28 protein-coding genes are annotated in these 24,436 nt (G+C 65.5%); 20 read left to right on the forward strand and 8 right to left on the reverse strand.

Features of this window, described 5'->3' with window-relative positions:
• Nucleotides 1–76: 76 nt before the first annotated feature.
• Complete coding sequence (locus tag HL666_RS32425) at nt 77–577, forward strand: GNAT family N-acetyltransferase (protein WP_172110250.1); 501 nt, start codon at nt 77–79, stop codon at nt 575–577.
• A gap of 79 nt (nt 578–656) precedes the next feature.
• Here the strand turns inward: HL666_RS32425 and HL666_RS32430 are convergent, their stop codons facing one another.
• Nucleotides 657–1,286 carry an invasion associated locus B family protein gene (locus tag HL666_RS32430; RefSeq protein WP_172110249.1) on the reverse strand — a complete coding sequence of 210 codons (630 nt, stop codon included), beginning with the start codon at nt 1,284–1,286 and terminating at the stop codon, nt 657–659.
• A 476-nt stretch (nt 1,287–1,762) separates the two neighbouring features.
• Here HL666_RS32430 and coxB point away from each other — a divergent pair, with 476 nt between their 5' ends.
• The 11 genes from coxB to HL666_RS32485 all read left to right on the forward strand — a co-directional run bounded on the left by coxB (nt 1,763) and on the right by HL666_RS32485 (nt 9,715).
• Nucleotides 1,763–2,602, forward strand: a complete 840-nt coding sequence (coxB, locus tag HL666_RS32435) for a cytochrome c oxidase subunit II (protein ID WP_172110248.1) — start codon at nt 1,763–1,765, stop codon at nt 2,600–2,602.
• A 67-nt stretch (nt 2,603–2,669) separates the two neighbouring features.
• Nucleotides 2,670–4,283 carry a cytochrome c oxidase subunit I gene (ctaD, locus tag HL666_RS32440; protein WP_172110247.1) on the forward strand — a complete coding sequence of 538 codons (1,614 nt, stop codon included), beginning with the start codon at nt 2,670–2,672 and terminating at the stop codon, nt 4,281–4,283.
• 141 nt (nt 4,284–4,424) lie between these two features.
• Nucleotides 4,425–5,363, forward strand: a complete 939-nt coding sequence (locus tag HL666_RS32445) for a heme o synthase (RefSeq protein ID WP_172185608.1) — start codon at nt 4,425–4,427, stop codon at nt 5,361–5,363.
• A gap of 7 nt (nt 5,364–5,370) precedes the next feature.
• Nucleotides 5,371–5,547: a cytochrome c oxidase system small membrane protein gene (locus tag HL666_RS32450; protein ID WP_172133816.1), complete on the forward strand. Its 177-nt coding sequence runs from the start codon at nt 5,371–5,373 to the stop codon at nt 5,545–5,547.
• Nucleotides 5,548–5,554: 7 nt separating this feature from the next.
• A complete protein-coding gene (locus HL666_RS32455; RefSeq protein ID WP_172185610.1) occupies nt 5,555–6,226 on the forward strand; it encodes a cytochrome c oxidase assembly protein in 672 nt (223 codons plus the stop codon).
• 84 nt (nt 6,227–6,310) lie between these two features.
• A complete protein-coding gene (locus HL666_RS32460; RefSeq protein ID WP_172133814.1) occupies nt 6,311–7,168 on the forward strand; it encodes a cytochrome c oxidase subunit 3 in 858 nt (285 codons plus the stop codon).
• Nucleotides 7,169–7,327: 159 nt separating this feature from the next.
• A complete protein-coding gene (locus HL666_RS32465) occupies nt 7,328–7,717 on the forward strand; it encodes a DUF983 domain-containing protein (RefSeq protein ID WP_172110242.1) in 390 nt (129 codons plus the stop codon).
• 37 nt (nt 7,718–7,754) lie between these two features.
• On the forward strand, nt 7,755–7,967 hold the full coding sequence (locus HL666_RS32470; RefSeq protein ID WP_172185579.1) for a hypothetical protein: 213 nt from the start codon (nt 7,755–7,757) through the stop codon (nt 7,965–7,967).
• Complete coding sequence (locus HL666_RS32475) at nt 7,964–8,722, forward strand: SURF1 family protein (RefSeq protein ID WP_172185612.1); 759 nt, start codon at nt 7,964–7,966, stop codon at nt 8,720–8,722. The genes HL666_RS32470 and HL666_RS32475 overlap by 4 nt, the downstream gene beginning before the upstream one ends.
• A gap of 167 nt (nt 8,723–8,889) precedes the next feature.
• A complete protein-coding gene (locus HL666_RS32480) occupies nt 8,890–9,357 on the forward strand; it encodes a MerR family transcriptional regulator (protein ID WP_172185614.1) in 468 nt (155 codons plus the stop codon).
• On the forward strand, nt 9,254–9,715 hold the full coding sequence (locus HL666_RS32485) for a carboxymuconolactone decarboxylase family protein (RefSeq protein ID WP_246739099.1): 462 nt from the start codon (nt 9,254–9,256) through the stop codon (nt 9,713–9,715). The genes HL666_RS32480 and HL666_RS32485 overlap by 104 nt, the downstream gene beginning before the upstream one ends.
• A gap of 10 nt (nt 9,716–9,725) precedes the next feature.
• On the opposite strand, the gene HL666_RS32490 is transcribed toward HL666_RS32485, so the two are convergent.
• Entirely contained in the window at nt 9,726–10,565 is an 840-nt protein-coding gene (locus HL666_RS32490; RefSeq protein ID WP_172133812.1) for a PhzF family protein, read from the reverse strand.
• A 474-nt stretch (nt 10,566–11,039) separates the two neighbouring features.
• Here HL666_RS32490 and HL666_RS32495 point away from each other — a divergent pair, with 474 nt between their 5' ends.
• The 5 genes from HL666_RS32495 (at nt 11,040) to HL666_RS32515 (ending at nt 16,814) form a co-directional block, all read left to right on the forward strand.
• Nucleotides 11,040–11,372 carry a hypothetical protein gene (locus HL666_RS32495; protein WP_210262416.1) on the forward strand — a complete coding sequence of 111 codons (333 nt, stop codon included), beginning with the start codon at nt 11,040–11,042 and terminating at the stop codon, nt 11,370–11,372.
• Between the two features lie 1,248 nt (nt 11,373–12,620).
• Nucleotides 12,621–14,036: a threonine synthase gene (thrC, locus tag HL666_RS32500; protein WP_172185618.1), complete on the forward strand. Its 1,416-nt coding sequence runs from the start codon at nt 12,621–12,623 to the stop codon at nt 14,034–14,036.
• Nucleotides 14,036–15,325 (forward strand): M16 family metallopeptidase, encoded by a 1,290-nt coding sequence (locus tag HL666_RS32505; RefSeq protein ID WP_172110576.1) that lies wholly within the window; start codon nt 14,036–14,038, stop codon nt 15,323–15,325. The genes thrC and HL666_RS32505 overlap by 1 nt, the downstream gene beginning before the upstream one ends.
• 93 nt (nt 15,326–15,418) lie before the next feature.
• On the forward strand, nt 15,419–16,006 hold the full coding sequence (locus tag HL666_RS32510; RefSeq protein ID WP_172185620.1) for a GNAT family N-acetyltransferase: 588 nt from the start codon (nt 15,419–15,421) through the stop codon (nt 16,004–16,006).
• Nucleotides 16,007–16,202: 196 nt separating this feature from the next.
• On the forward strand, nt 16,203–16,814 hold the full coding sequence (locus tag HL666_RS32515) for a hypothetical protein (protein ID WP_172110575.1): 612 nt from the start codon (nt 16,203–16,205) through the stop codon (nt 16,812–16,814).
• Nucleotides 16,815–16,960: 146 nt separating this feature from the next.
• Here the strand turns inward: HL666_RS32515 and HL666_RS32520 are convergent, their stop codons facing one another.
• The 5 genes from HL666_RS32520 to HL666_RS32540 all read right to left on the reverse strand — a co-directional run bounded on the left by HL666_RS32520 (nt 16,961) and on the right by HL666_RS32540 (nt 19,531).
• Nucleotides 16,961–17,452: a F0F1 ATP synthase subunit B family protein gene (locus HL666_RS32520; RefSeq protein ID WP_172110233.1), complete on the reverse strand. Its 492-nt coding sequence runs from the start codon at nt 17,450–17,452 to the stop codon at nt 16,961–16,963.
• Nucleotides 17,452–18,027: a F0F1 ATP synthase subunit B family protein gene (locus tag HL666_RS32525; protein ID WP_172110232.1), complete on the reverse strand. Its 576-nt coding sequence runs from the start codon at nt 18,025–18,027 to the stop codon at nt 17,452–17,454. Before HL666_RS32525 ends, HL666_RS32520 begins: the two co-directional genes overlap by 1 nt.
• A 28-nt stretch (nt 18,028–18,055) precedes the next feature.
• Entirely contained in the window at nt 18,056–18,283 is a 228-nt protein-coding gene (locus HL666_RS32530; RefSeq protein WP_006615622.1) for a F0F1 ATP synthase subunit C, read from the reverse strand.
• 38 nt (nt 18,284–18,321) lie between these two features.
• Nucleotides 18,322–19,065: a F0F1 ATP synthase subunit A gene (locus HL666_RS32535; RefSeq protein ID WP_172110231.1), complete on the reverse strand. Its 744-nt coding sequence runs from the start codon at nt 19,063–19,065 to the stop codon at nt 18,322–18,324.
• Between the two features lie 88 nt (nt 19,066–19,153).
• Nucleotides 19,154–19,531, reverse strand: coding sequence for an AtpZ/AtpI family protein (locus HL666_RS32540; RefSeq protein WP_172110574.1), 378 nt, complete (start codon nt 19,529–19,531; stop codon nt 19,154–19,156).
• 506 nt (nt 19,532–20,037) lie between these two features.
• Between HL666_RS32540 and HL666_RS32545 the strand changes: the two genes are divergently transcribed.
• Nucleotides 20,038–20,604 carry a hypothetical protein gene (locus HL666_RS32545; RefSeq protein WP_172110230.1) on the forward strand — a complete coding sequence of 189 codons (567 nt, stop codon included), beginning with the start codon at nt 20,038–20,040 and terminating at the stop codon, nt 20,602–20,604.
• Between the two features lie 24 nt (nt 20,605–20,628).
• Entirely contained in the window at nt 20,629–21,096 is a 468-nt protein-coding gene (locus tag HL666_RS32550; RefSeq protein ID WP_172133808.1) for a secondary thiamine-phosphate synthase enzyme YjbQ, read from the forward strand.
• Nucleotides 21,097–21,203: 107 nt separating this feature from the next.
• Here the strand turns inward: HL666_RS32550 and HL666_RS32555 are convergent, their stop codons facing one another.
• Complete coding sequence (locus HL666_RS32555) at nt 21,204–22,874, reverse strand: MFS transporter (protein WP_172110228.1); 1,671 nt, start codon at nt 22,872–22,874, stop codon at nt 21,204–21,206.
• 354 nt (nt 22,875–23,228) lie between these two features.
• On the opposite strand from HL666_RS32555, the gene HL666_RS32560 reads away from it, so the two are divergent.
• The gene (locus HL666_RS32560) at nt 23,229–23,903 is read left to right on the forward strand and encodes a response regulator (protein ID WP_172110227.1); all 675 of its coding nucleotides are present in this window, start codon (nt 23,229–23,231) and stop codon (nt 23,901–23,903) included.
• The last annotated feature ends 533 nt before the right edge of the window (nt 23,904–24,436 follow it).

The raw sequence follows: 24,436 nt of genomic DNA on the forward strand, positions 1-24,436 counted from the left end.
CCGTTGTCGGAGCGGTCATTCCAAGATAGTTGTTTTGACGCCGGGGCGCGAGGGGCAGGATGATTACCGAACTGACATGGTTGAGATCGTTCCCATTACGGCCGCTCACATCGAGAGCTTCCACCGCACGCTCGATTACGTCGCGCGTGAACGGCGGTACCTGTCCTTCGTCCAGGCGCCGCCGCTGGACTCGACGCGCGCCTTCATTCTGAACAACATTCACGAAGGGTATCCGCAATTCGTCGCTCTCTCGGCCGGTGAGGTGGTCGGCTGGTGTGATGTGACGCCGAAATCGGGGCCGATCGATGCCCGGATCGGGGTGCTCGGCATGGGCCTTTTGCCGCAGTTTCGGCACCAGGGCATCGGCGGCCGCCTGATGACCGCGGCGCTGGAGGCCGCACGGGCCGCCGGCTTCTCGCGCGCCGAGCTCACGGTCTATCGCGGCAACACCAATGCGATCAGGCTGTACCAGAAGGCCGGCTTTCTCCTGAAGGCCGTGCAGCCGCGCGAGGCCGGCGATGACGGCTTTGACAAGACGCTGCTGGTGATGGCGCTGGCGCTGGATGCGCGGGGCTGAGCGGCAAGCGTCTGGGACGCAGCACGATCACCGCCGATCACGTCAACGTGCGCGGTGCGGTTGTCAATTCTCTGCGACGTCAGGGTAGCTTGTCGAATCCGTCGGCGAGGCCGTTCAGGCTCAGCGGGAAGCCGATGCCTTCCTCCGGGGTCTCGAAGATGATGAAGGTCGCGGTCTTTGCCGTCTTGAGCTGGCCGAGCAGCTTGTCCTCGAGCACCACCTCGGCGACGCAGCCATTCGGCAGGCAGCGCACGAAGCCGGCGCGGCCGACATCCTGGTTGTCGAGCTTGAGACCGAGGCCGGACGGCAGCAGCACGCCGAGCGGCGCCACCACGCGCATCAGCCGACTCTTCTGGTCGGCGGTCTTGAGCATGATCACGGTCAGGCCGGCATTGGAGCGGTCCTCGGCGACCACGCTCTGAATCAGCGCGCACTGCTCGGCCTGCGCGCCAGGCGGCGTATCGCAGCGGATCTGCCAATCGCCATGCACCGAGCGCACGGCGCCCTGCGCCAGCGCCGACTGCGGCAGGCCGATCGCAGCCGTCAGCGTCACTGCGACGGCAGCCGCGACGCTGCGGATGACAGCCACGCTCGTCGTGAGTCGCGCACGCACCGCGCTGAATCGGCACAAACCGCGCGAGTCATTCGCAGTTGGGGTCGACATGTCAGCTGTCCTGTCCGTTGAAACCCTGGTCCGGGTCGGTGCCATGACAATTTCCTGTGGGTGATCTGCGCATCCGACGCCATGATACGGCAATGATGGCGTCATGAGGACAGCGTCACAAGCGTAAGGCACGAAACGACGCGAAATAAGGCCGGGTCACAGGTGCACTGCCGCTGCGCCTCGCCGAATCAGCCTCGCAAACCGCCATATTCCGTTGCCTACATCGCGCCGCACGCCTGTCAAGCGCCCGTTGTCCGCGAAACCACGGCATGCGGCAATTTCTCGGAAAAGTCGATGCGCCGCGACGGAGAGCGCCGCACGCGATATCCGGCTTAAGACTGCATTGCGATAGGTCAAGAATTATGGTTTGAGAAGAAAGATTTCGTCATTCCAGTGAACTGGCCCAGGTGCTTTTCTAAGCGTCCGCCCGAAGGCCATTTGTCAGGAGAGCGGATCGAACGGTGCGCGGCGTCAATCTCGCGGCGTGCTGAGGGGGAAAGTTCTGAAGGGAGCGCGACGGCATGAAGATGTCGAAAGGCCAATTGAGCGCCTGCTTGCTGGGGTTGGCCGTAGCGGGCGTGACGCTGGTGTCGGGTGGATCGGCGTTTGCTGAAATGGGGCAGCCGGCGCCATGGGAATACAAGCTGCAGGAAGCCGCGACGCCGGTGATGGAGAACATCACCTGGTTCCACGGGCTGCTGCTGGCGATCATCACCATCATCACCCTGTTCGTGCTGGCGCTGCTGGTCGCCGTGGTGGTCAAGTTCAATGCGCGCGCCAATCCGGTGCCGTCGCGCACCACGCACAACACGCTGCTCGAAGTGGCGTGGACGCTGATCCCGGTGCTGATCCTCGTCGTCATCGCGGTGCCGTCGTTCCGCCTGCTGTTCCTCGAGCTCGACATTCCGAAGGCCGATCTCACCATCAAGGCCACCGGCAAGCAGTGGTATTGGAGCTACGCCTATCCCGATAACGGCAAGTTCGAGTTCGACTCGCTGATGGCGCAGGACAAGAAGCCGCGCTTGCTGGCCGTCGACAACGAGATGGTCGTGCCGGTGAACAAGGTGATTCGCGTCCAGACCACCGGCGCCGACGTCATCCACTCCTTCGCCGTGCCGTCCTTCGGCATCAAGATCGACGCCATTCCCGGCCGTCTCAACGAGACCTGGTTCAAGGCGACCAAGGTTGGCATGTACTACGGCCAGTGCTCCGAGCTCTGCGGCAAGGACCACGCCTACATGCCGATCGCGGTGCGCGTCGTGAGCGACCAGGAATTCACCGCCTGGGTCGAGGACGCCAAGAAGAAGTACGCCAGCGCGCCCACGACCACCTACGCGTCGGCTGCGGGCGTGCAGCAGTAGCGCGGGGACCAACGCGAGAGAATTGAGGGCCGCCTCGGCGGTCCACGGGGACACTGAGGATTGGACAATGGCGACGAACGTAGCGACCCATACCGGCCATGACGATCACGCGCACGACCATCCGACCGGATGGCGGCGCTGGGTCTATTCGACCAACCACAAAGACATCGGCACGATGTACCTGATCTTCGCGGTGTGCGCCGGCATCATCGGCCTCGCGATGTCGGTCGCGATCCGCATCGAGCTGATGTATCCGGGCGTGCAGCTCTTCCACGAGAACCACACCTACAACGTGTTCGTGACCTCGCACGGCCTGATCATGATCTTCTTCATGGTCATGCCGGCGATGATCGGCGGCTTCGGCAACTGGATGGTGCCGCTGATGATCGGCGCGCCGGACATGGCGTTCCCGCGCATGAACAACATCTCGTTCTGGCTGCTGCCGGCCTCCTTCGCGCTGCTCCTGACCTCGACCTTCGTCGAGGGCGAGCCCGGCGCCAACGGCGTCGGCGCCGGCTGGACGATGTATGTGCCGCTGTCGACCTCGGGCCATCCGGGGCCGGCGGTGGATTTCGCGATCCTGTCGCTGCATCTGGCCGGTGCGTCGTCGATCCTCGGCTCGATCAACTTCATCACGACGATCTTCAACATGCGCGCGCCGGGCATGACCCTGCACAAGATGCCGCTGTTCGTGTGGTCGATCCTGGTGACGGTGTTCCTGCTGCTGCTGTCGCTGCCTGTGCTCGCCGGCGCCATCACCATGATGCTGACGGACCGCAATTTCGGCACCACCTTCTTCGCGCCCGAGGGCGGCGGCGACCCGCTGCTGTTCCAGCATCTGTTCTGGTTCTTCGGTCACCCCGAAGTGTACATCCTGATCCTGCCCGGCTTCGGCATGATCAGCCAGATCGTGTCGACCTTCTCGCGCAAGCCCGTGTTCGGCTATCTCGGCATGGCCTACGCCATGGTCGCGATCGGCGGCATCGGCTTCGTGGTGTGGGCGCACCACATGTACACGGTCGGCATGTCGTCGGCGACGCAGGCCTATTTCGTCGCCGCCACCATGGTGATCGCGGTGCCGACCGGCGTGAAGATCTTCTCCTGGATCGCCACGATGTGGGGCGGCTCGATCGAGTTCCGCGCACCGATGCTGTGGGCCGTGGGCTTCATCTTCCTGTTCACGGTCGGCGGCGTCACCGGCGTCGTGCTGGCGAATGCCGGCGTCGACCGCGTGCTGCAGGACACCTACTACGTCGTCGCGCACTTCCACTACGTGTTGTCGCTCGGCGCCGTGTTCGCGATCTTCGCCGGCTGGTACTACTGGTTCCCGAAGATGTTCGGCTACATGTACTCGGAGGCGATCGCCAAGGCGCACTTCTGGGTCACCTTCGTCGGCGTGAACCTGGTGTTCTTCCCGCAGCACTTCCTCGGCCTGTCGGGCATGCCGCGCCGCTACATCGACTATCCCGATGCCTATGCCGGCTGGAACCTGGTCTCCTCGTTCGGCTCGTACATCTCGGCCTTCGGTGTCCTGATCTTCATCTACGGCGTGGTCGATGCCTTCATGCGCAAGCAGCAGGCGGCCGCCAATCCGTGGGGACCGGGCGCGACGACGCTGGAATGGACGCTTTCGTCGCCGCCGCCGTTCCACCAGTTCGAGGTGCTGCCGAAGGTGCAGTGATCCCTCATCAACGACGCGGCGCCGCTCCGGCGCCGCGTCGACATCTGCGGGCGGTGCATCGCGGTGCGCCGTCCGGATCCGCCAAGCGAAGCCTCGAAGCGCCGTGCTTCAGGACCCTTTGAATTCAAGTCTGGATACGTCGTGTCGGTCATTGATCAGAACGCCATTGCCGTCGGCCCGCGGATTTCCGAGGCCGATGTCGGCGACTATCTCGCGCTGCTCAAGCCGCGGGTGATGTCGCTCGTGATCTTCACGGCGCTGATCGGCCTGCTGATCGCTCCCGGCCATTTCCACCCCGTGCTCGCCGTCACCTCGCTGCTGTGCATCGCCGTCGGCGCCGGCGCGTCGGGCGCGCTGAACATGGCGTTGGAAGGCGATATCGACTCGCTGATGTCGCGCACCGCCAACCGGCCGATCCCGCGGGGACGGGTGACCCGCCAGGAGGCGCTGGCCTTCGGCATCACCCTGTCGTTCTTCTCGGTGCTGACGCTCGGCATCCTGGTCAACTGGTTCGCCGGCGCGCTGCTCGCCTTCACCATCTTCTTCTATGTCGTGATCTACACGCTCTGGCTGAAGCGCTGGACCGCGCAGAACATCGTCATCGGCGGCGCCGCCGGCGCGCTGCCTCCGGTCGTCGCCTGGGTCGCCGCCACCGGCGGAATCGCGCCGGAGCCGCTCTGGCTGTTCCTGATCATCTTCTTCTGGACCCCGCCGCATTTCTGGGCGCTGGCGCTGTTCCGCAGCGACGACTACGCCCGCGCCGGCGTGCCCATGCTGCCCGTCGTCGCCGGCCCCGACGCGACGCGGCTGCAGATCCTGCTCTATACCATCGTCCTGGTCGGGATCGCGCTGGCTCCCTGGCCGCTCGGCTATTTCGACGCCGTCTACGGCGTCGTCTCGCTGGCGCTCGGCGCCGGCATGCTGTGGCTGGCCATCGAGGTGTTCCGCAAGCGCGAGCGCAGCCAGTCGCTGCGCGCCAACCGCAAGCTGTTCGCCTTTTCGATCCTGTATCTGTTCGCGCTGTTCGCGACGCTCGGCCTGGAGGCCGTCGCGCGCATGATCGCGCCGCTGATCTGGTAAAGGACGCATGGCAACCGCAATGGCCGATCCGAATGAGCCCGAGGGCATCGTCCTCACCGACGCGCAGCTGCGCAGCCGCCGCCGGCGCTCGATCGCGATCGCGCTGGCGCTCGGCGTGCTCGTGGTGCTGTTCTTCGCGGTCACCATGGTCAAGGGGCCGGTCGTGCTGAAGCGGCCGATGTAAGAGATCGATGCAGGACGGTGTGAAGCAGACACAGGCGATGGCGACCGACGACCAGACCCCCACCCCGACAGCGCAGGCGCCGTCCGCGCCGCGGCGCGGCATCGGCCGCGACGCGCTGGTCGGCGGCATCTGCGGCGCCGTCGTCGCGCTGATGGTCGGCGCCTCCTATGCCGCCGTTCCGTTCTACAACTGGTTCTGCCGCGCCACCGGCTTCAACGGCACCACGCAGGTCGCAACCTCGGCGCCGTCGGCGGCGCCTCTGGCGCGCCGCATCGGCGTCCGCTTCGACGCCAACGTCGCCGGCGGGCTGCCCTGGAAGTTCGAGCCGGAGCAGACCGAGATCGAGGTCGCGATCGGCGAGGTCGTCACCGTCTACTACAAGGTCACCAACCAGTCGGCGCGCACCACCATGGCGCAGGCCGCCTACAACGTGACGCCGCTGACCTCGGGCGCCTATTTCCAGAAGATCAACTGCTTCTGCTTCACCGAGCAGACCATGGCCCCGGGCGAGACCCGCGAGATGCCGGTCGTGTTCTATGTCGATCCGGCGATCACGGCCGACCATGAGAACGACGGTCTGAAGACGATCACGCTGTCCTACACGTTCTATCCCGTCCGCGACGTGGCGCCGAAGCCGGTTGCCGCGAGCGAGCCGGACAAGCCGCGGGGCAGCCTGTGACCGCATCGACGTCCGATTGCTGGGGACCATTGCTGAACGATACCGTGCCGGCGCGACCGGCATCGATCTGGGGAGAGACTAGACATGGCTGAGGCGCACGCCAAGCATCACGACTACCATCTCGTTGATCCGAGCCCGTGGCCGTTCGTCGGCTCGGTCTCGGCCTTCATCATGGCGTTCGGCGCGATCGGCTGGATGCACAAGATGTTTGGCGCCGCGCCGATCGTGTTCGGCATCGGCACCATCGGCGTGCTCTACACGATGGCGAGCTGGTGGGGCGACGTCATCAAGGAAGCCCAGTACAAGGGCGACCACACCCGCGTGGTGCAGCTGCATCACCGCTACGGCATGATCCTGTTCATCGCCTCCGAGGTGATGTTCTTCGTGGCCTGGTTCTGGGCCTATTTCAACGTCGCGCTGTTCCCGAACTTCGAGGTGCAGACCACCCGCGACGCGCTGATCGGCGGCGTCTGGCCGCCCAAGGGCATCGAGACCTTCGATCCCTGGCACCTGCCGCTGCTCAACACGCTGATCCTGCTGACCTCGGGCACGACGGTGACCTGGGCGCACCACGCGCTGCTCGAGGGCGACCGCAAGGGTCTCAAATACGGCCTGATCCTGACCATCCTGCTCGGTGCGACCTTCACCTGCGTGCAGGCCTATGAATACGGCCACGCGACGTTCTCGTTCGCCGGCCACATCTACGGCTCGACCTTCTTCATGGCGACCGGCTTCCACGGCTTCCACGTCCTGGTCGGCACGATCTTCCTGATCGTCTGCCTGGCGCGCGCCTATGCCGGCCACTTCACACCGAAGCAGCATCTCGGCTTCGAGTTCGCTGCCTGGTACTGGCACTTCGTCGACGTGGTGTGGTTGTTCCTGTTCATCTGCATCTACGTCTGGGGCCACGGCGCGGAGTCCATGGCGCACGGCGCGCACTAAAGCCGCGCGCCGGCTCCGACGAACGTGATAAGAAAGGGCGGCCGCCGGGCCGCCCTTTTTCATGGGGCGGCACGTGGCGGCTGATCCAGATGTGATCCGCTGTCGTCGTCTTCGGTTGTATCTTCGAGGCGTCGCCCGGCGGTCCAGGGGCAAGACACCATGACCACGCATCCGCCCGTCACCCTGACCCAGACCGTCCTGCGCGGCCTCGCCTGCCGCTGCCCGCGCTGCGGCCAGGGCAAGCTGTTCGAGGGCTTCCTCAATTTGCGCAAGCGCTGCGAGGCCTGCGACCTCGACTACGCCTTCATCGACACCGGCGACGGCCCGGCGATCTTCATCATGATGCTCGCCGGCGCCATCGTGGTCGGCGCGGCGCTGATCGTCGAGGTCAAGTACCAGCCGCCGTTCTGGGTCCACGCCGCGCTGTGGGGGCCGCTGATCCTGATCACGACGTTGCTGCCGCTGCGCGCGATGAAGTCGCTGCTGATCGCCCTGCAATTCCACCACAAGGCCGCCCCCGGACGTCTGGTGGACAAGACGCCGCAATGAGACGGGACCTGCGCTTTCGAGCCGAACGATCCTGCCAATGAGTGACTCCGTCATGCCCGGGCTTGTCCCGGGCATCCACGTCGTGCTCAGCACGCCGAAAGACGTGGATGGCCGGGACAAGCCCGGCCATGACGGCGTGGAGACTGGCGGGCACAAAATCCTGATTGGCAAACGCGATGTCTCGGCTGCAAGCGGGAAGAGAGAGGCCAGGCTCGCCCCGCGATCGTTCTCCAACCAGACCAGCACATGACCTCCGCTCTTCCCAAAACCTCCTCCCGCGCCTTCGCCGCCTTCACCCTGGTGATGGTCGCGCTGTTCATCGGCCTCGGCGTCTGGCAGCTGCAGCGCCGCGCCGCCAAGCATGCGCTGATCGCCGCGCTCACCGATCGCGTCGCCGCGGCCCCCGTGCAACTGCCGCCGCAAAGCGAATGGCGTACGCTGACGCCCGAGCGCGACGAATTCCGCCGCGTCAGCTTCACAGCTGCTTACGCAAAGCTCCCCGATGCCATGGTCTACAGCGCAGGCTCGGCCGTGCGCGAGGACGTCTCGGGCCCCGGCACCTGGGCGTTTCTGCCGGCGCGCCTCGCCTCGGGCGAGGCGGTGGTGATCGACGCCGGCTTCGTCGCCAACACCATGCAGGAGCGCAGCATCCAGGATCGCCAGGTCGGCAAGCTCGTCACCGGCGAGCCGGTGACGCTGACCGGCTACCTGCGCTTCCCGGAAGCGGCCGGCCTGCTCACCGCGGCGGAGAACCACGACAAGCGTCTCTGGTTCACCCGGGACCACCTTGCCATGGCCAAGGCGCTCGGCTGGGGCGAGGTCGCGCCGTTCTACGTCGATCTGGAATCGCCGGTGCCGGCCAACGGCATTCCAAAGCCCGGGCCGCTGTCGCCGCATCTGCGCGACGAACACATGCAATACGCGTTGACCTGGTTCTCGCTCGCCGCCGCGCTGATCGCAGCCTTCGCGGTCTGGGCCAGGGGACGGCGCGCGCCGAATCGATGACCCCCGCGCCCGCATGAGCGCAAGCGACATGCGGGAGCGGTGCTGACCCCGCATGTCGCTTGCGCTCATGTGGGCTACGCGGCCACGCGGCCGGCAAAACGCCGCTTGACTTAGAGCGCGCTCGAACCCTTAGCCTGCCTGGCGTCGTGAATGGAGATCAAGCGCGCATGAAGATCGGCGAGCTGGCAAGGCAGTCGGGGTTGACGGCCCATACGATCCGCTACTACGAGCGGATCGGACTGCTGCCCAGGGCCGATCGCGATCATGCCCGCCGGCGGGACTACGACGCATCGATCCTGACCTGGATCGAATTCCTCGGCCGCCTCAAGGCCACGGGAATGCCGATCCGGGACATGCTCCGTTATGCGGAGTTGCGCGCGGGCGGCGCTGCCACCGAGCCGGAACGACGCCGGCTGCTGGAGCGGCATCGCGAAGCGGTCCGGGCGCGCGTCGCCACGTTGCAGGATTGCCTTCTCGTTCTCGACGGCAAGATCGCCGGCTATGCCGGCAGCAGCGAGAGGACGAACGACGATGACGCAATCAACCCCCGGCCAATCCACGACGACGAGCGGCACGCAGTCCAGCGCCAGCAAAGATCAGGATCGCCTGTCGCGCGGCCGGCGCGCGCTCGATAGCATCGACGGGGAGGCCGGCCATAATGTGATCGCGGCGCTCGCCGACATCGCGCCGGATTTCGCCACCTACATCATCGAGTTTCCGTTCGGCGACATCTATTCGCGGCCCGGCCTCGATCTGCGCAGCCGCGAGATCGCGACCATTGCGGCCCTGACCGCGCTCGGCAATGCCAGCCCGCAGTTGAAGGTCCACATTCATGCGGGTCTCAATGTCGGCCTCAGCCGCGACGAGATCACCGAGGTGATCATGCAGATGGCGGTCTATGCCGGCTTCCCCGCCGCGCTCAATGGCCTGTTCGCAGCCAAGGCGGTGTTCGCCGAGGCCGACGCGAAGGCGAATGAGGCCGCATCGGTCTGAGTGGCCGGCTCTACGCGCCGGGCTGGATCGATCGCACGCTGCCCGACACCCGGACCGGCGCTCCACGCGGTCCATCGAGATCGACCTGCAGGCTGCACGGCACACCCATGTCCTCGCCCTGGCGGATCACGATCGGGACAGCGGCGGTCCACGACAGCTCGCGCAGATAGCCGGCCAGCGCGGCGGCCGCAGCGCCGGTCGCCGGATCCTCGTAGACGCCGCCGAAGGGAAACGGATTGCGTGCGTGAAACAGCTCCGACGTCTCGGCGTGCACGAGCGCGAAAGTGCAGAACCGCTCGCGCTGCGCCAGTTCCTGGCCGCGGCCGAAATCGTAAGCGATGGCGGCAAGCCGGCTGCGCTCACGCAGGGCGATCACCGGATGATCCATCCCGGCATGGGCAATGACGGGCGGAATCCGTTCGTCGAGATCGTCATGCGTCAGGCCGAACAGCGCCAGGATTTCCTCGGCCGCCGCAGCCGAGAGCGCGCGCGTCCGTGTCGGCGGCGAGCTGAACGCCGCGCTCCATTCCGTCGCTGAATGCCCCCCTTCGACGGTGATGTCGGCATGATTGAGCCGCAACGCAAAGCGGCCCGAGCCCTGCTGCCGGGCCAGCGCCGCGCCCAGCGCAATGGTCGCATGCCCGCAGAAATCCACCTCGGCCTCGGGCGCGAAATAGCGCACCCGCCATGTGTCCCCGTCGGGCGCCGCGAACGCCGTCTCGGAATAGCCGATCTCCGCGGCAATGGCCTGCATCGCTGTTGGATCGGGCAGGGCCTCGCAGATGACGACACCTGCCGGATTGCCGCCGCGTGATCCGTCGGTGAAGGCCGCGATGCGTTGGATGATCATGAGGGTCTCGCTTGTTCTCTGTGGCAATGCTAGGCGTTAAGCGCCCGCGAGTGAAGACGGCGCAAGCTGATTAGTCGACGCGCGGCTACGTTTCCGTCGTCACTTGCTGCCTTGCGATGACGATGTGGTGTGATATGTCGCTGCACGCCCGGTGTCGCCCCTGCGAACACCCGACGAACTCGGTGGTTTTGGGTCCCTTCGCAGAGACGACAGCGGACTGTGACGCGACTCGTTCGGTCCACATCATCGTCGAGAGCCACGATCGCGGTGATGACGTCGAGTGCGATCTTATCCAGCGCTAGACCGCTATCTACGCGATCATGGAAAGCTCCCGCGGCGGTTCCATTTCGTCGCGTGAGACTTCGCGAGGTTCAAAGCGACAGGGCAGGGTATCGGCAAACAGCCTCATGCCACCAAACGCCCTCAACGATTTTCACTGGGGGTTTCCAAGAATTGGGCGACCATAACGATGGGTTGGCCATCGCACGCTTCGCCGACAGACATGTCGAACCGTCAGGTGACATCATGCGCTTCTGCATCTTGCTCAATGGCCAGGACTTCGTAACCATCATCGCCGGAGAACCGACCTCGTGCCGGTTCTTCACCACCTGTATTCTGGATGCGCCGACTGCCGATGTCGCCGTAGATCGAGCTGTGAGTCGTGTTCTTGCCGACGATCGCTGGCGTAAGCCCGGTCGAGCCGGAACGGTGACGGTCGCGAAACTAGAGCAGGTCGGTTGGTTCTATCGCCGCTTCAATCCGCCTCGCGGTTACACTTTCTATCTGGACCAGGGTCCGGATGATTGATCAGCGCGTAGCCCGCATGAGCGCAGCGATATGCGGGTTCATCTCGACCGCAGGGCATGGCCCGCATGTCGCTGCGCTCATGCGGGCTACACACTGGGTCTCATCGTGGCGATTGCGATACGGGCCCGAGTCGTCCGACGGGCGGTCCGCCGTGGCCCGTGAGCGAGTCGGAGAGCAAGAATCCGGTTGCGCCGAAAAATTCAATTCGTGAGCATGCTCAACGCGCTGCGGCCTGCAGCATCGACCGACTGCAAGTCTTTCATTGCGCTTTTTACGAAATCATGGTTGTCTCTCTCCGTCCCGCCTCGTTGCGAGGGGCGTACGCGTCGTCACGGACGTGAGGTGGGATGCGATGGACGGGCAGGCTGCAACTGACGAGTGCGGCCGGCACGGACGGCGAAGTCGCGTGGTCCTGATACCCCGACGCTGGTATCACGCGCTGATGCGCAAGCATCATGCGCTACGGTGGCCAACAAGCCCGGTGCACCGAGGAGATCGCGTATAAGACGTAACCCATCGCGCAGGGAAGGCCGGGTCGCTCTGGCTGAACCTGTGGTTCCTGCCCCGTGCATTCTTGTTCGCACGGGGGCCGCGGGTGCCAGCCGGCCTCCCGGTCTTCCCTGCGCCCTCTGCTTCATGGAGGGAGAACTATCAGCAAAGCTCGGGCGCCTATGGCGTCGCGAGGAGGCTGCTCTACGCTCCGCCGTCATTCCGGGGCGGGCCGCGCAGCGGCACCAGCCCGGAATCCATACTCCTGGTCGTGGCTATGGATTCCGGGCTCGCGCTCCGCGCGCCCCGGAATGACGATGGGGAGAGATGCGCCATGTTTCAAGGTTCGTTCGTTCGAACTGCCCGGCCGGTGACCACCACCACCGCCGTCATCCCCACGAAGGCGGGGATCCAGTACGCCGCGGCGGCGCGGTCGATCACAGCCGCCGCGGCGGTCGCCCGGTCAAGCCGGCGATGACAGCGGTGGGGAAGGCGAGCTCGGGCACCGACACGGGTGATGGGTGACGGGAGACAGAGACGAGAGCGGGAGGCGGCGACTTGGCGTTGCCCTACCCCCGGGGCTGATGCCCACCCGCGTAACTCCGCCGTAACCCGCCGTCATGACCATTGCTGGCCCAACAACCGGTTTCGCACCCCGCCCAAAACCATTATGGTGCCGGACCATGTTGCCGCCGGGCGGTTCCGATTTCGAGTTCAATCAACGGGTTATGGCCTGGTGACGCAGGTCAGGAGAGCGGTTTGACGCGCTATGTTTCGACCCGCGGGGAAGCCCCCGCGCTCACCTTCTGCGATGTGATGCTGACCGGGCTCGCCCGTGACGGCGGCCTGTACGTGCCCGAGACCTGGCCGCAGCTCACGCCCGCGACCATCGCCTCGTTCTTCGGCCGGCCCTATTGGGAGGTCGCGGTCGAGGTCATCAAGCCTTTCGTGGCCGGCGAAATCTCCGATGCCGAACTCGGCCGGATGGCGAACGAGGCCTACGCCACCTTCCGCCATCCCGCGGTGGTGCCGCTCGACCAGACCGCCCCGCACCAGTTCGTGCTGGAGCTGTTCCACGGCCCGACCTTGGCGTTCAAGGACGTCGCCATGCAGCTGATCTCGCGGCTGATGGACCATGTGCTCGCCAAGCGCGGCGAGCGCACCACCATCGTGGTCGCGACATCGGGCGATACCGGCGGCGCGGCCGTGGACGCCTTTGCCGGCCGCGATAATGCCGATCTGATCGTGCTGTTCCCGCATGGCCGCATCTCCGAGGTGCAGCGGCGGATGATGACGACATCGGGCGCGGCCAACGTCCATGCGCTGGCGATCGAAGGGCATTTCGACGACTGCCAGGCGCTCGTGAAGGGCCTGTTCAACAATCACGGCTTCCGTGATTCCGTGGCGCTGTCCGGCGTCAATTCCATCAACTGGGCGCGCGTCGTCGCTCAGGTCGTCTACTACTTCACCTCGGCGGTCGCGGTCGGCGCGCCGCACCGCGCGGTCGACTTCACCGTGCCGACCGGCAATTTCGGCGACGTCTTCGCGGGCTATGTGGCCAAGCGCATGGGCTTGCCGGTGCGGACGCTGCGCGTCGCCACCAACGTCAACGACATCCTCGCCCGCACGCTGGCGACCGGCATCTACGAGGTGCGCGAGGTGCATGCGACGGTTTCGCCGTCGATGGACATCCAGGTATCGTCGAATTTCGAGCGGCTGTTGTTCGAGGCCGGCGGTCGCGACGCGGCGGTGGTGCGGCGGCTGATGGAGAGCCTGAAGCAATCCGGCCGCTTCGTGCTGCCGGACGCGATGCTGGCGGCGATCCGCGCCGAGTTCGATGCGGGCCGCGCCGACGAGACCGAGACGGCGGCCGCCATTCGCGCTGCCTTCCGCGAGGCCGGCGATCTCGTCGATCCGCATACGGCGGTGGCGCTCGCCGTCGCCGACCGCGACGGCACCGACACCTCGGTGCCGAACATCGTGCTGTCGACCGCACATCCCGCCAAATTCCCCGACGCGGTCGAGGCCGCCTGCGGACAGCGTCCGCATCTGCCGGTCTGGCTCGAAGGGCTGATGAGCAAGCGCGAGGACGCGAGGGTCATGCGGAACGACCAGGCCGAGGTGGAAAAGTTCATCCGCTCGGTCAGCCGGGCCGCCAAGCAGGGAATTGCATGATGGGTGTGGAAGTCACCAAGCTGCCGACCGGACTGACGGTGGTCACCGACACGATGCCGCATCTGGAGACGGCGGCGCTCGGCGTCTGGGCCGGGGTCGGCGGCCGCGACGAGAAGCCGGACGAGCACGGCATCTCGCATCTCCTCGAGCACATGGCGTTCAAGGGCACGACGACGCGCAGCGCGCGCGAGATCGTCGAGTCGATCGAGGCGGTCGGCGGCGATCTCAATGCCGGCACTTCGACCGAGACCACCGCTTATTATGCCCGCGTGCTGAAGGCCGATGTGCCGCTGGCGCTCGACGTGCTCTCCGACATCCTCGCCAATCCCTCCTTCGTGCCGGAGGAGCTGGAGCGCGAGAAGAACGTCATCGTGCAGGAGATCGGCGCGGCGCAGGACACGCCCGACGACGTCGTGTTCGAGCATCTCAACGAGCTGTGCTTCCCCGACCAGCCGATGGGCCGCTCCTTGCTCGGCACGGCCAAGACGCTGGAGGCATTCGACCGCGACAAGCTGCACGGCTATCTGTCGACGCATTATCGCGGGCCGGACATGGTGGTCGCGGCCGCCGGCGCCGTCGATCATCAGCGGGTGGTCGAGGACGTGACGAAGCGTTTTGCCAGCTTCAATGGCGGCCCGGCACCGAAGCCGCTGCCGGCGGCATTCGGCAAGGGCGGCTCGCGGGTGGTGCATCGCGACCTCGAGCAGGCGCATCTGACGCTTGCGCTCGAGGGCGTGCCGCAGGCCGACCCGTCGCTGTTCTCGCTGCAGGTGTTCACCAACATCCTCGGCGGCGGCATGTCGTCCCGGCTGTTCCAGGAGGTGCGCGAGAACAGGGGGCTCTGCTACTCGGTGTACACGTTCCACGCACCCTATAGCGACACCGGCTTCTTCGGCCTCTACACCGGCACCGATCCGGCCGATGCGCCGGAGATGATGGAGGTCGTGGTCGACATCATCGGCAATGCGGTGGAGACTTTGAGCGAGGCCGAGGTCGCCCGCGCCAAGGCGCAGATGAAGGCCGGGCTGCTGATGGCGCTGGAGAGCTGCAGCGCCCGCGCCGAGCAATTGGCGCGTCACATCCTGGCTTACGGCCGGCCGCAGACTCTGCAGGAGATGGTCGCCAAGATCGAGGCCGTCAGCGTCGAGAGCACCCGCGATGCGGCGCGTGCGCTGCTCGCGCGCAGCAAGCCCGCGGTGGTCGCGCTCGGCAGCGGCAGGGGTCTGGACACGGCGGTGACTTTCGCCGAAGGTCTGACCGGGCCGAAGTCGAAGGCTCAGCTGCATTGAGCACGAGTCCGGAAGCCCGGGGCATTGCCTGGTTCGCCGTCAGGTGTGCCGGCCGCAAGCCAGCGGACTGAAGAGCAGGGGGGAGCATCACCGATGGCCCTGTTTCGCTTGCCGTCCAGCGGACCGGCCGCGCTCGCCCCGCGTGGGCTGGGCCTGTATTTGCGCGCGCCGCAGATGGCGGACTATGCGCAATGGGCGCAGTTGCGCGAGGTCAGCCGCGACTATCTCACCCCATGGGAGCCGATCTGGCCGTCGGACGACCTGACGCGCTCCGGCTTCCGGCGCAGGCTGCGCCGTTATGCCGAGGACATCTCGGCCGACCGGTCCTATCCGTTCATCGTCTTCCGCGAGCAGGATGGCGTCATGCTCGGCGGCATCACGCTCGCCAATGTCCGCCGCGGCATCGTTCAGGCCGGCACGATCGGCTATTGGATGGGTCAGCCGCACGCCCATCGCGGCTACATGACGGCCGCACTCAGGCTGTTGCTGCCGACGCTGTTCGGCGAGCTCAATCTGCACCGCGTCGAGGCGGCCTGCATCCCGACCAATACGCCGTCGATTCGTGTCCTGGAAAAGTGCGGCTTCACGCGCGAGGGGCTCGCGCGCCGCTACCTCTGCATCAACGGCGTCTGGCAGGACCATTATCTCTACGGCCTGCTGCATGAGGATTTCCGGGGTTAGCATTTGTGATCAGGCAGGCCGACGAGCGAGGCCGTTCGGGGCTGGTTCCGGTCTCTGAAATGGGTATAGACGCCTTTGTACAGCCGCCGTCGTCCCGGTTTTGCCGTCCTTGCGGGGGTGGAGCTTGGTGCGGCCAGGCGGCCGAGATGCCGGGGACTTCGAGATGCGACAGACGCCTATGATTCGGGTTGGGACGTTGACAGCCGTGCTGCTGGCTTTGGGAGCCGCATCGGCGGCGGCGCCGGCTGGTGCCCAATCCCTGACCGACCGCTTCAAGAGCCTGTTCGGTGGCGGTTCCGACGACAAGGGACAGCAGAACCTGCCCGCCGGTGGCGGCCCGCCGGTCGATCCGACCGACGGCCTGACCTGCCCGCCCGTCAGCATCCGCTCGGGCGCTTCGACCTATGCGGTCGCCGCGCCCGGAAAGCAGGCGGTCGGTAATGACGTCCGGTTCCAGGCTTCGATCACCAAGACGGCGCGCGAGTGCAACCTCAACGGTGCCGAGATCATCGGCAAGATCGGCATCCAGGGACGCGTCGTCGCGGGGCCCGCAGGTGCGCCGGCGACCGTCGACATCCCGATGCGCATCGCGGTGGTGCAGGGCGGGATCGGCGAGAAGGTGATCGCCACCAAGGCCTATCGGACCACGGTGCAGATGACGGGAGATGGCAGCGTGCCGTTTACGATCGTCGCCGAGGACATGGTCTATCCGGTGCCGCCGCCGGGCGCCAACGCCGACAATTACGTGTTCTACATCGGCTTCGATCCGCAGGCCCTCACACCCGAGCGCGGCAAGAAGCGGAGGTGAGACCGCGGCTTGGGTAGGTGGGCAAGAGTCATTGGATGACGGCCTGTGCCGCCCAATCGCCGCGACGAGCTCTGCAAAAGCAAAAGGCCGGGGCGATTGGATCGCCCCGGCCTTTTGATGACGTTGGACGAGTGATGGGCCGCGGCTCAGTTCAGCTTGCGGCCGACTTCCTCGATGCCCTTGGCGACGAGATCCTCGCCGAGAGCGCCCTTGACCGACTTCGACAGCACGGTCGCGGCGGCCTGGACGGCGGCTTCCGCCGCGGCGGCCCGCACGTCTGCGAGGGCCTGGGCTTCGGCGAGGGCGATCTTGCTCTCGGCGGCCTTGGTGCGACGGGCGACGAAGTCTTCCATCTTGGCCTTGGCCTCCGCCGCGATGCGCTCGGCTTCCGCCTTGGCGCTGGTGACGATCTCCTCGGCCTCGCGTTCAGCGCTGGCGCGGCGGGTCTTGTAATCGGCGAGCACCTTGGCCGCCTCTTCCTTGAGCCGCTTGGCCTCCGCCAGCTCGCTCCTGATGCGCTCGGAGCGATTATCGAGCGCCTTCAGGACCATGCGATGGACACCGAGATAGGCGAACAGGCCCATCAGGATTACGAAGGCAATCGCAACCCAGGTTTCCGGATCAGCAAGCAAATGCATCAGGCTGTTCCCTTCAACGATGCATCGACCGCAGCCTCGACCGTCTTGGCCGCTGGGGCCTTTCCGGTCAGTTGCTGCACGATCGCGCTGGCCGCGTCAGCGGCGATGCCGCGGACATTGCTCATTGCGGTCGCACGCGTGGTGGCGATGGAGGTCTCAGCCGCCGCGAGCTTGGCTGCGAGGCTGTCTTCCAGCGCCTTGCGCTCGGCATCCGAAGAGGCCGCGAGCTTCTCGCGGGTCTCGGCGCCGATCGCCTGGGCGCGGGCACGGGCCGTTGCCAGCTCGCTTTCATACGCCTTCATCGCGGCTTCGGACTCGTCCTTCAGCCGCTGCGCTTCGGCCAGATCGCCGTCGATCGACTTCTGGCGGGCATCGATGACGGCCCCCACCTTCGGCAGCGCCACACGCGAGACGATCACGTACAGCGCCACGAAGGCGATCACCAGAGAGACGATCTGGGAGGGAAAGGTTTCCTTCGAGAAGGGAGGGAAACCATGCCCGCCATCGGCCTCCGTATGGGCGCTTGCGGTGCCCTTGGCCTCGCCGCCCTTGGCTTCGCCATGACTTTCAGCCACGGGCTTCTCCTGTCCGGCTCAGGCCGTCTTAGACGGCGTACAGCAGGAGCAGGGCGATCAGCAGCGAGAAGATGCCGAGCGCTTCGGTCACCGCGAAGCCGAAAATCAGGTTGCCGAACTGGCCCTGGGCGGCCGACGGATTGCGCAGAGCGGCCGACAGGTAGTTGCCGAAGATGATGCCGATGCCGGCACCCGCGCCACCCATGCCGATGCAGGCAATGCCCGCGCCAATGTACTTCGCTGCGACCGGATCCATGACGAACTCCTTTGAGGGGTTTGGTAGAGAGGGCCGGATCAGTGGCCCGGATGGATAGCATCGTTGAGATAGATGCAGGTGAGGATCGTGAAGACGTAGGCCTGAAGGAACGCGACCATCAGCTCGAGGCCGGTCAGGGCGACCGTGAGACCGAGCGGCAGCAACGCGCCGACCTTGCCGACGAAACCGAGCGCGCCGAGCATGGTCACGAAGCTCGCGAACACCTTCAGCGTCACGTGGCCGGCCAGCATGTTGGCGAACAGACGGACGCTGTGCGAGATCGGGCGGGAGAAGAAGGAGATGATTTCGATCACGACGACCAGCGGCAGGATCACCACGGGAATGCCGGACGGCACGAACAGCTTAAAGAACTTCAGGCCGTTCTTATAGAAGCCGTAGATGATGACCGTCAGAAACACCAGCAGCGCCAACGCGAAGGTGACGATGATGTGGCTGGCGACGGTGAAGGTGTAGGGAATGATGCCGACGATGTTCGAGACGAAGATGAACATGAACAGCGAGAACACCAGCGGGAAGAACGTCATGCCGTGCGAGCCGGCGCTGGTTCTGATGGTGTTTGCGACGAACTCGTAGGACAGCTCGACGACCGACTGGAACCGGCCCGGCACGAGCGCGCGCCCGGCGGCCATCATCATCACGGCGATCAGCACGACCGCGAGCAGCATGTACGCGGACGAATTGGTGAAGACGATCTCCTGATTGCCGATGTGGCCGATCGTGAAGATCTTGTTGAGCTGGAATTGATGGATCGGATCGATCATCCGCGTGGCGTCTCAGTTGTTCACCGGCCACGCCGGCGCTTTGCAATTCACTCGTGGGCCTTCAGAGTCGGGGTCTCTCGCGCAGATCTCACTGGCGGGGCCTGTCGGGAGCTATGCCTGCAGATCTCACCACGTTCAACACGCCGGCTGCGAAGCCGAGCAAGAAAAACACGATGAATCCAAAGGGCGATGTCGACAGCAAGCGGTCGAAGCCCCAGCCAAGCAACGCACCGACGAGAACACCGGCGATCAACTCGGAGGACAGTCGCAGGCCACGCGCCATGGCCGAAGCCCGGGCTGCAGTGTCACCGCCGCCGTTTCCAGGTTGATCAGCCCCGATCTTTCGGCCGTCGCGAAATTCGGACAACCGTTGGTCGAGACTTCCGAGCCTTGCGGAAAGCGCGGCCTCATCAGGCGACTTGTCGCGATCCCCGTGTCCGCTGCTCCCGTTCGTGCCATCCGCCATGTGCTTGTCCGCCATGTGTGGAGACCCGATCCGTTGCCGCGAGTGTCAGGAAATAGCGCCCCATCGCCCTTTAAAGCCGCGCGGACCATACTGACCGCATCCCCCCAAGTCAAGATTGCGTGTTGAACTGTTAGATGCCTGATTCTGCTCGTTTTCTCGGCTTTTTCGTCAGATCGGTCACGCGTGTCACCGCGCCGCATCAACAGTGTTCTGTGCAGCTGCGATCTGTTGTCTCGCCGCGCCGGGATGGATCCCGCGCCAGCGGTTCCAGCGGGCACCATGCGCCCGCCGGGACGTCGCGGCGGAAGACGGCTAGGCGGCGGTCCGACGGTGATCGGGCGGCCGTCGCGTTGAAATCCGGCGGCGTCGCTCCTACGTCGAGAATGCCGGTGTTCGCTGTGGCAGGTCATCGCACCGGACGGAACGTCATGGCGACGACACAATGGAGGCGTGCATGACGGCGGTTTTCGGATGCGCTTCGCGGCGCCTTGGAGGCTGAGCCAGCCATGAATCCCATGCAGTCGTACGGGCCGCCCCTCATTGCGCTTCTCGCCTTTGGCTGCCTGGGCGGGCCGGTCCTGGCGGAGGACACCGCGTCCGATGCCGACAAGGGCCGCTACACGATGACGACGACGCCTGACGGTGTGATCCGGCTCGACACCCGCACCGGTTCGGTCTCGACCTGCAGCAATAGTGCCGGCTCCGGCTGGGCCTGCTATGCGATCCCCGACGAGCGGGCCGCGCTGGATGCCGAGATCGGGCGCCTGCAGGACGAGAATGAGAAGCTCAAGGTCCAGCTCGCCTCGCGCGATCACAGCGTCACCGGCAAGATCGACGAGCCGCTGCCGAAGGACCAGGCGCTGCCGAAATCCGACCAGCTGAAGAAGGCCGAGCCGAAGTCCGGCGAATCCAGGCCTGGAGAATCCAAGTCCGCCGACGGCACGCGCAAGCTCGAAATTCCGTTGCCCAGCGACCAGGACATGGATCGCATGATGGGTTTCCTCGAGCAGGCTTGGCGGCGGCTGCTCGACATGGCGGGCCGGGTTCAGAAGGACGTGTCGGGCAAGATCTGAGGCTGCGGCGAGGAGGCGACGCGCATGTCTGCACGAGCGATGTCGCGCACGGCGCCCGTGGTTGTCGCGATCGACACGGTCGTGACGTCGGTTCTGACGGTGCACACCTCCGGCCGCGGCTTCACCGATCTGACGCGCGAGGTCGAGGCGCTGCTGCGCGAGATCGGCGCAAGAGACGGTGCGGTGACCGCCTTCATTCGCCACACCTCGGCCTCGCTGACGATTCAGGAGAATGCCGATCCGACCGTGCTGCGCGATCTCGCCACGGCGCTGGCGCGGCTGGCGCCGGAGGATGCCGGCTGGGTGCATGACACCGAAGGACCCGACGACATGCCGGCTCACATCAAGACGATGCTGAGTTCGATCTCGCTGCAGGTTCCCGTTCATGGCGGCCGGATGATGCTCGGCACCTGGCAGGCGATCTATCTGATCGAGCATCGCGCGCGTCCGCATCGGCGTGAGGTGGTGCTGCAGTTCATCGGCGCGGTCTGACCTCAAACGACAAAACTCGCAGCTTGAAACGCGGAACGGCCGCGGACTGATCCGCGGCCGTTCGTCGTTGGATGTGATGCGAGCCGGGACGCCGCTCGCTCTCAGGATCAATTGGCCTGGATGTCGACGTCCTTGGTCTCCGGCAGGAACAGGAAGCCGACCACCGCCGTGATCACCGCGAACGTGATCGGGTACCACAGGCCGGCATAGATATCGCCGGTCGAGGCCACGATTGCGAAGGCGGTGGCCGGCAGCAGGCCGCCGAACCAGCCGTTGCCGATATGGTAGGGCAGCGACATCGAGGTGTAGCGGATCTTGGTCGGGAACAGCTCGACCAGCATTGCGGCGATCGGGCCGTAAACCATGGTGACGAAGATCACCAGGATCAGCAGCAGGCCGATGATGGCGGCCACCTGCGGACGGAAGATGTCGAACGGATGCGCCATCTTCACGATCGACGGGTTGCCCGCCTTCGGATAGCCGGCCTCGCCGATCGCGGCCGTCAGGGCCGGGTTGCTGGTCTTGGCGTCGGTGTAAGGCACTTCCTTGCCATTGAAGGTGACCTTCACCCCGGAGCCGGCCGGGCCAGGAACGGTCGAGTACTTGACCGAGGACTGGGCCAGGAAGGCACGGGCCGTGTCGCAAGGCGCGGTGAAGACGCGGGTGCCGACCGGGTTGAACAGGTCGCCGCAGCCGGCGGGATCGGCCACCACTTCCACCTTCGTCGCCTCGATCGCCTTCTCCAGCGCCGGGTTGGCGTTGGTGGTGATCATCTTGAAGATCGGGAAGAAGGTCAGCGCCGCGATCAGACAGCCGCCCATGATGATCGGCTTGCGGCCGATCTTGTCCGAGAGGATGCCGAACACGATGAAGAAGCCGGTGCCGAGCAGCAGCGACCAGGCGATCAGCAGGTTGGCGGTGTAGCCGTCGACCTTCAGAATCGATTGCAGGAAGAACAGCGCGTAGAACTGGCCGGTGTACCAGACCACGCCCTGGCCCATGGTCGCACCGATCAGCGCGAGCAGCACGATCTTGCCGTTGCCCCAGTTCGCGAACGCTTCCGTCAGCGGCGCCTTCGAGCTCTTGCCCTCGTCCTTCATCTTCTGGAAGACCGGCGACTCATTCAGGCGCAGACGGATCCAGACGGAGATGCCGAGCAGCAGCACGGACACCAGGAACGGCACGCGCCAGCCCCATTTGGCGAAGTCTTCCTCGCCGATAATCGAGCGCGTTGCCAGGATCACCAGCAGCGACAGGAACAGGCCCATCGTCGCGGTGGTCTGAATGAAGGAGGTGTAATAGCCGCGCTTGCCCATCGGGGCATGCTCGGCGACATAGGTCGCGGCGCCGCCATACTCACCGCCGAGCGCGAGGCCCTGCAGCAGGCGAAGGCCGATCAGGATCACCGGCGCGGCGAAGCCGATCGTCGCGGCGTTCGGCAGGATGCCGACGATGAAGGTCGACAGACCCATGATCAGGATCGTGACCAGGAAGGTGTATTTGCGGCCGACGATGTCGCCGATGCGGCCGAACACGATCGCGCCGAACGGGCGGACCAGGAAGCCCGCGGCAAAGGCGAGCAGGGCGAAAATGTCGCGGGTGGCCGGCGGATAGGCCGAGAAGAACTGGGCGCCGATGATCGAGGCCAGCGACCCGTAGAGATAGAAATCGTACCACTCGAAGACAGTGCCGAGAGAAGAGGCCAGAATGACGAAGCGTTCGTCCTTCGTCATGCCTCCCGATCTCGCTTGCGTGGCTACCATTGTCGACATCGGCATTCGCTCCCCAAGATTGTTGCTGTGATGGTTTCGCCTCCGCATGCCGGACTTGGACGGCGCAGATCGCGGAGACCTTGGCGCCTAAGTAACATTGCAGTGAAACTCGGCCCAATACGACTTTCGGCCCTGACCGGCTGCCGCACACAGGACAGTTGCGGACATTGCGGCGGATCAAGTTCGGTCAGCGGGCGCAGGGCTATTGATGTTGCGTTGCACAAGGCGTGGATTAACCGCCTTCCCCGCAAGTGGAATTGCATGCTTGCATGCAACCAGTCGCCGGGCGAGTATTTCCGCAAAAGCAGGCTGCGTGCGAAGCGAGCGCGCGGCCGGTGTCGCAAGGTCAAGTCAGAACGTATGGCGGCTGCCAACACCCATCTCGTCATTGCCGATGATCATCCGCTGTTTCGGAACGCGCTGCGGCAGGCGGTCGCGAGCGTGCTCACCGAGGCCGTGGTCGACGAGGCCGGCTCGTTCGAGGACCTCACGGCGCTCCTGGAGAAAGACTCCGACGTCGATCTGGTGCTGCTCGACCTCACCATGCCCGGCATCTCCGGCTTCTCCGGGCTGATCTATCTGCGCGCGCAATATCCGGCGATCCCGGTGGTGATCGTGTCGGCCAGTGACGACGGCGCGACGATCCGCCGCTCGCTCGATTTCGGCGCCTCCGGCTTCATCCCGAAGCGGTTCGGCGTGGATGTCTTGCGCGACGCCATCATGAAGGTGATGGACGGTGAGGTCTGGGTTCCGGCGGACACTGATTTGGCGGCCGGCGCCGATCCGGAGATGACGAAGCTGCGCGACCGGCTGGTCACGCTGACGCCGCAGCAGGTCCGGGTGCTGATGATGCTGTCGCAGGGGCTGCTCAACAAGCAGATCGCCTACGAGCTCGGCGTCTCCGAGGCGACCATCAAGGCGCACGTCTCGGCCATCCTGCAGAAGCTCGGGGTGGAGAGCCGGACACAGGCCGTGATCGCGGCGGCGAAGATCGCGGGCTCGGCGTGGCGCCAGGATATTCCGACGGGGAAATGACGGACTCTGCGTACGCACTGCGCCAGCCTTGGCGCAGAGCCTCACCGTAAGCGCGCTGCTCACCGTCCATGTGGCGCTCCGGCCTTGGAGCCGGACTGTCGTCCGCCTCTCGATATCTGTTCTTCTCGATCTCTGTCCGTTGATGATCGCGTTCGAACCAGCCTAACCTCCGCACCGCTGCGCGATGCAGTGCCCTCGCCCCTTGTGGGAGAGGGCAGCGCCGGCCGATCCGCAGGCTCGGTCGGGTGAGGGGTTCTCTCCGCGAGCGCAACCCTTTGAGGCAGACCCCTCACCCGACCGAGGTCGTTGCGCTGCCGTCCATGCCCTCTCCCACAAGGGGCGAGGGCGCAGTCATGACCATCGTGCCCGCAGCGAGATTGATTCGTTTTCTGCTTCTCCATGGGGACGCGGCTCATGGTCGATGTGCAGCTCCGGCTTCGGAGTCGCCTCCTCACAGTGAGGAGCGCCTTCTTCGGCGCGTCTCGAAACACGAGGCCACCAGACACTTTTGATCCATCGCGACACACCTTCGC

It is taken from the genome of Bradyrhizobium aeschynomenes, assembly GCF_013178945.1.
Taxonomy (GTDB): Bacteria; Pseudomonadota; Alphaproteobacteria; order Rhizobiales; family Xanthobacteraceae; genus Bradyrhizobium; species Bradyrhizobium aeschynomenes.

Bases quoted from the DNA above. Each gene is read 5' to 3' on its own strand.
- HL666_RS32425 (WP_172110250.1), top strand. From the start codon at position 77: ATGGTTGAGATCGTTCCCATTACGGCCGCTCACATCGAGAGCTTCCAC.
- HL666_RS32430 (WP_172110249.1), bottom strand. From the start codon at position 1,286: ATGGCACCGACCCGGACCAGGGTTTCAACGGACAGGACAGCTGACATG.
- coxB (WP_172110248.1), top strand. From the start codon at position 1,763: ATGAAGATGTCGAAAGGCCAATTGAGCGCCTGCTTGCTGGGGTTGGCC.
- ctaD (WP_172110247.1), top strand. From the start codon at position 2,670: ATGGCGACGAACGTAGCGACCCATACCGGCCATGACGATCACGCGCAC.
- HL666_RS32450 (WP_172133816.1), top strand. From the start codon at position 5,371: ATGGCAACCGCAATGGCCGATCCGAATGAGCCCGAGGGCATCGTCCTC.
- HL666_RS32455 (WP_172185610.1), top strand. From the start codon at position 5,555: ATGCAGGACGGTGTGAAGCAGACACAGGCGATGGCGACCGACGACCAG.
- HL666_RS32460 (WP_172133814.1), top strand. From the start codon at position 6,311: ATGGCTGAGGCGCACGCCAAGCATCACGACTACCATCTCGTTGATCCG.
- HL666_RS32465 (WP_172110242.1), top strand. From the start codon at position 7,328: ATGACCACGCATCCGCCCGTCACCCTGACCCAGACCGTCCTGCGCGGC.
- HL666_RS32470 (WP_172185579.1), top strand. From the start codon at position 7,755: ATGAGTGACTCCGTCATGCCCGGGCTTGTCCCGGGCATCCACGTCGTG.
- HL666_RS32475 (WP_172185612.1), top strand. From the start codon at position 7,964: ATGACCTCCGCTCTTCCCAAAACCTCCTCCCGCGCCTTCGCCGCCTTC.
- HL666_RS32480 (WP_172185614.1), top strand. From the start codon at position 8,890: ATGAAGATCGGCGAGCTGGCAAGGCAGTCGGGGTTGACGGCCCATACG.
- HL666_RS32485 (WP_246739099.1), top strand. From the start codon at position 9,254: ATGACGCAATCAACCCCCGGCCAATCCACGACGACGAGCGGCACGCAG.
- HL666_RS32490 (WP_172133812.1), bottom strand. From the start codon at position 10,565: ATGATCATCCAACGCATCGCGGCCTTCACCGACGGATCACGCGGCGGC.
- HL666_RS32505 (WP_172110576.1), top strand. From the start codon at position 14,036: ATGGGTGTGGAAGTCACCAAGCTGCCGACCGGACTGACGGTGGTCACC.
- HL666_RS32510 (WP_172185620.1), top strand. From the start codon at position 15,419: ATGGCCCTGTTTCGCTTGCCGTCCAGCGGACCGGCCGCGCTCGCCCCG.
- HL666_RS32520 (WP_172110233.1), bottom strand. From the start codon at position 17,452: ATGCATTTGCTTGCTGATCCGGAAACCTGGGTTGCGATTGCCTTCGTA.
- HL666_RS32530 (WP_006615622.1), bottom strand. From the start codon at position 18,283: ATGGATCCGGTCGCAGCGAAGTACATTGGCGCGGGCATTGCCTGCATC.
- HL666_RS32535 (WP_172110231.1), bottom strand. From the start codon at position 19,065: ATGATCGATCCGATCCATCAATTCCAGCTCAACAAGATCTTCACGATC.
- HL666_RS32540 (WP_172110574.1), bottom strand. From the start codon at position 19,531: ATGGCGGATGGCACGAACGGGAGCAGCGGACACGGGGATCGCGACAAG.
- HL666_RS32545 (WP_172110230.1), top strand. From the start codon at position 20,038: ATGAATCCCATGCAGTCGTACGGGCCGCCCCTCATTGCGCTTCTCGCC.
- HL666_RS32550 (WP_172133808.1), top strand. From the start codon at position 20,629: ATGTCTGCACGAGCGATGTCGCGCACGGCGCCCGTGGTTGTCGCGATC.
- HL666_RS32555 (WP_172110228.1), bottom strand. From the start codon at position 22,874: ATGCCGATGTCGACAATGGTAGCCACGCAAGCGAGATCGGGAGGCATG.
- HL666_RS32560 (WP_172110227.1), top strand. From the start codon at position 23,229: ATGGCGGCTGCCAACACCCATCTCGTCATTGCCGATGATCATCCGCTG.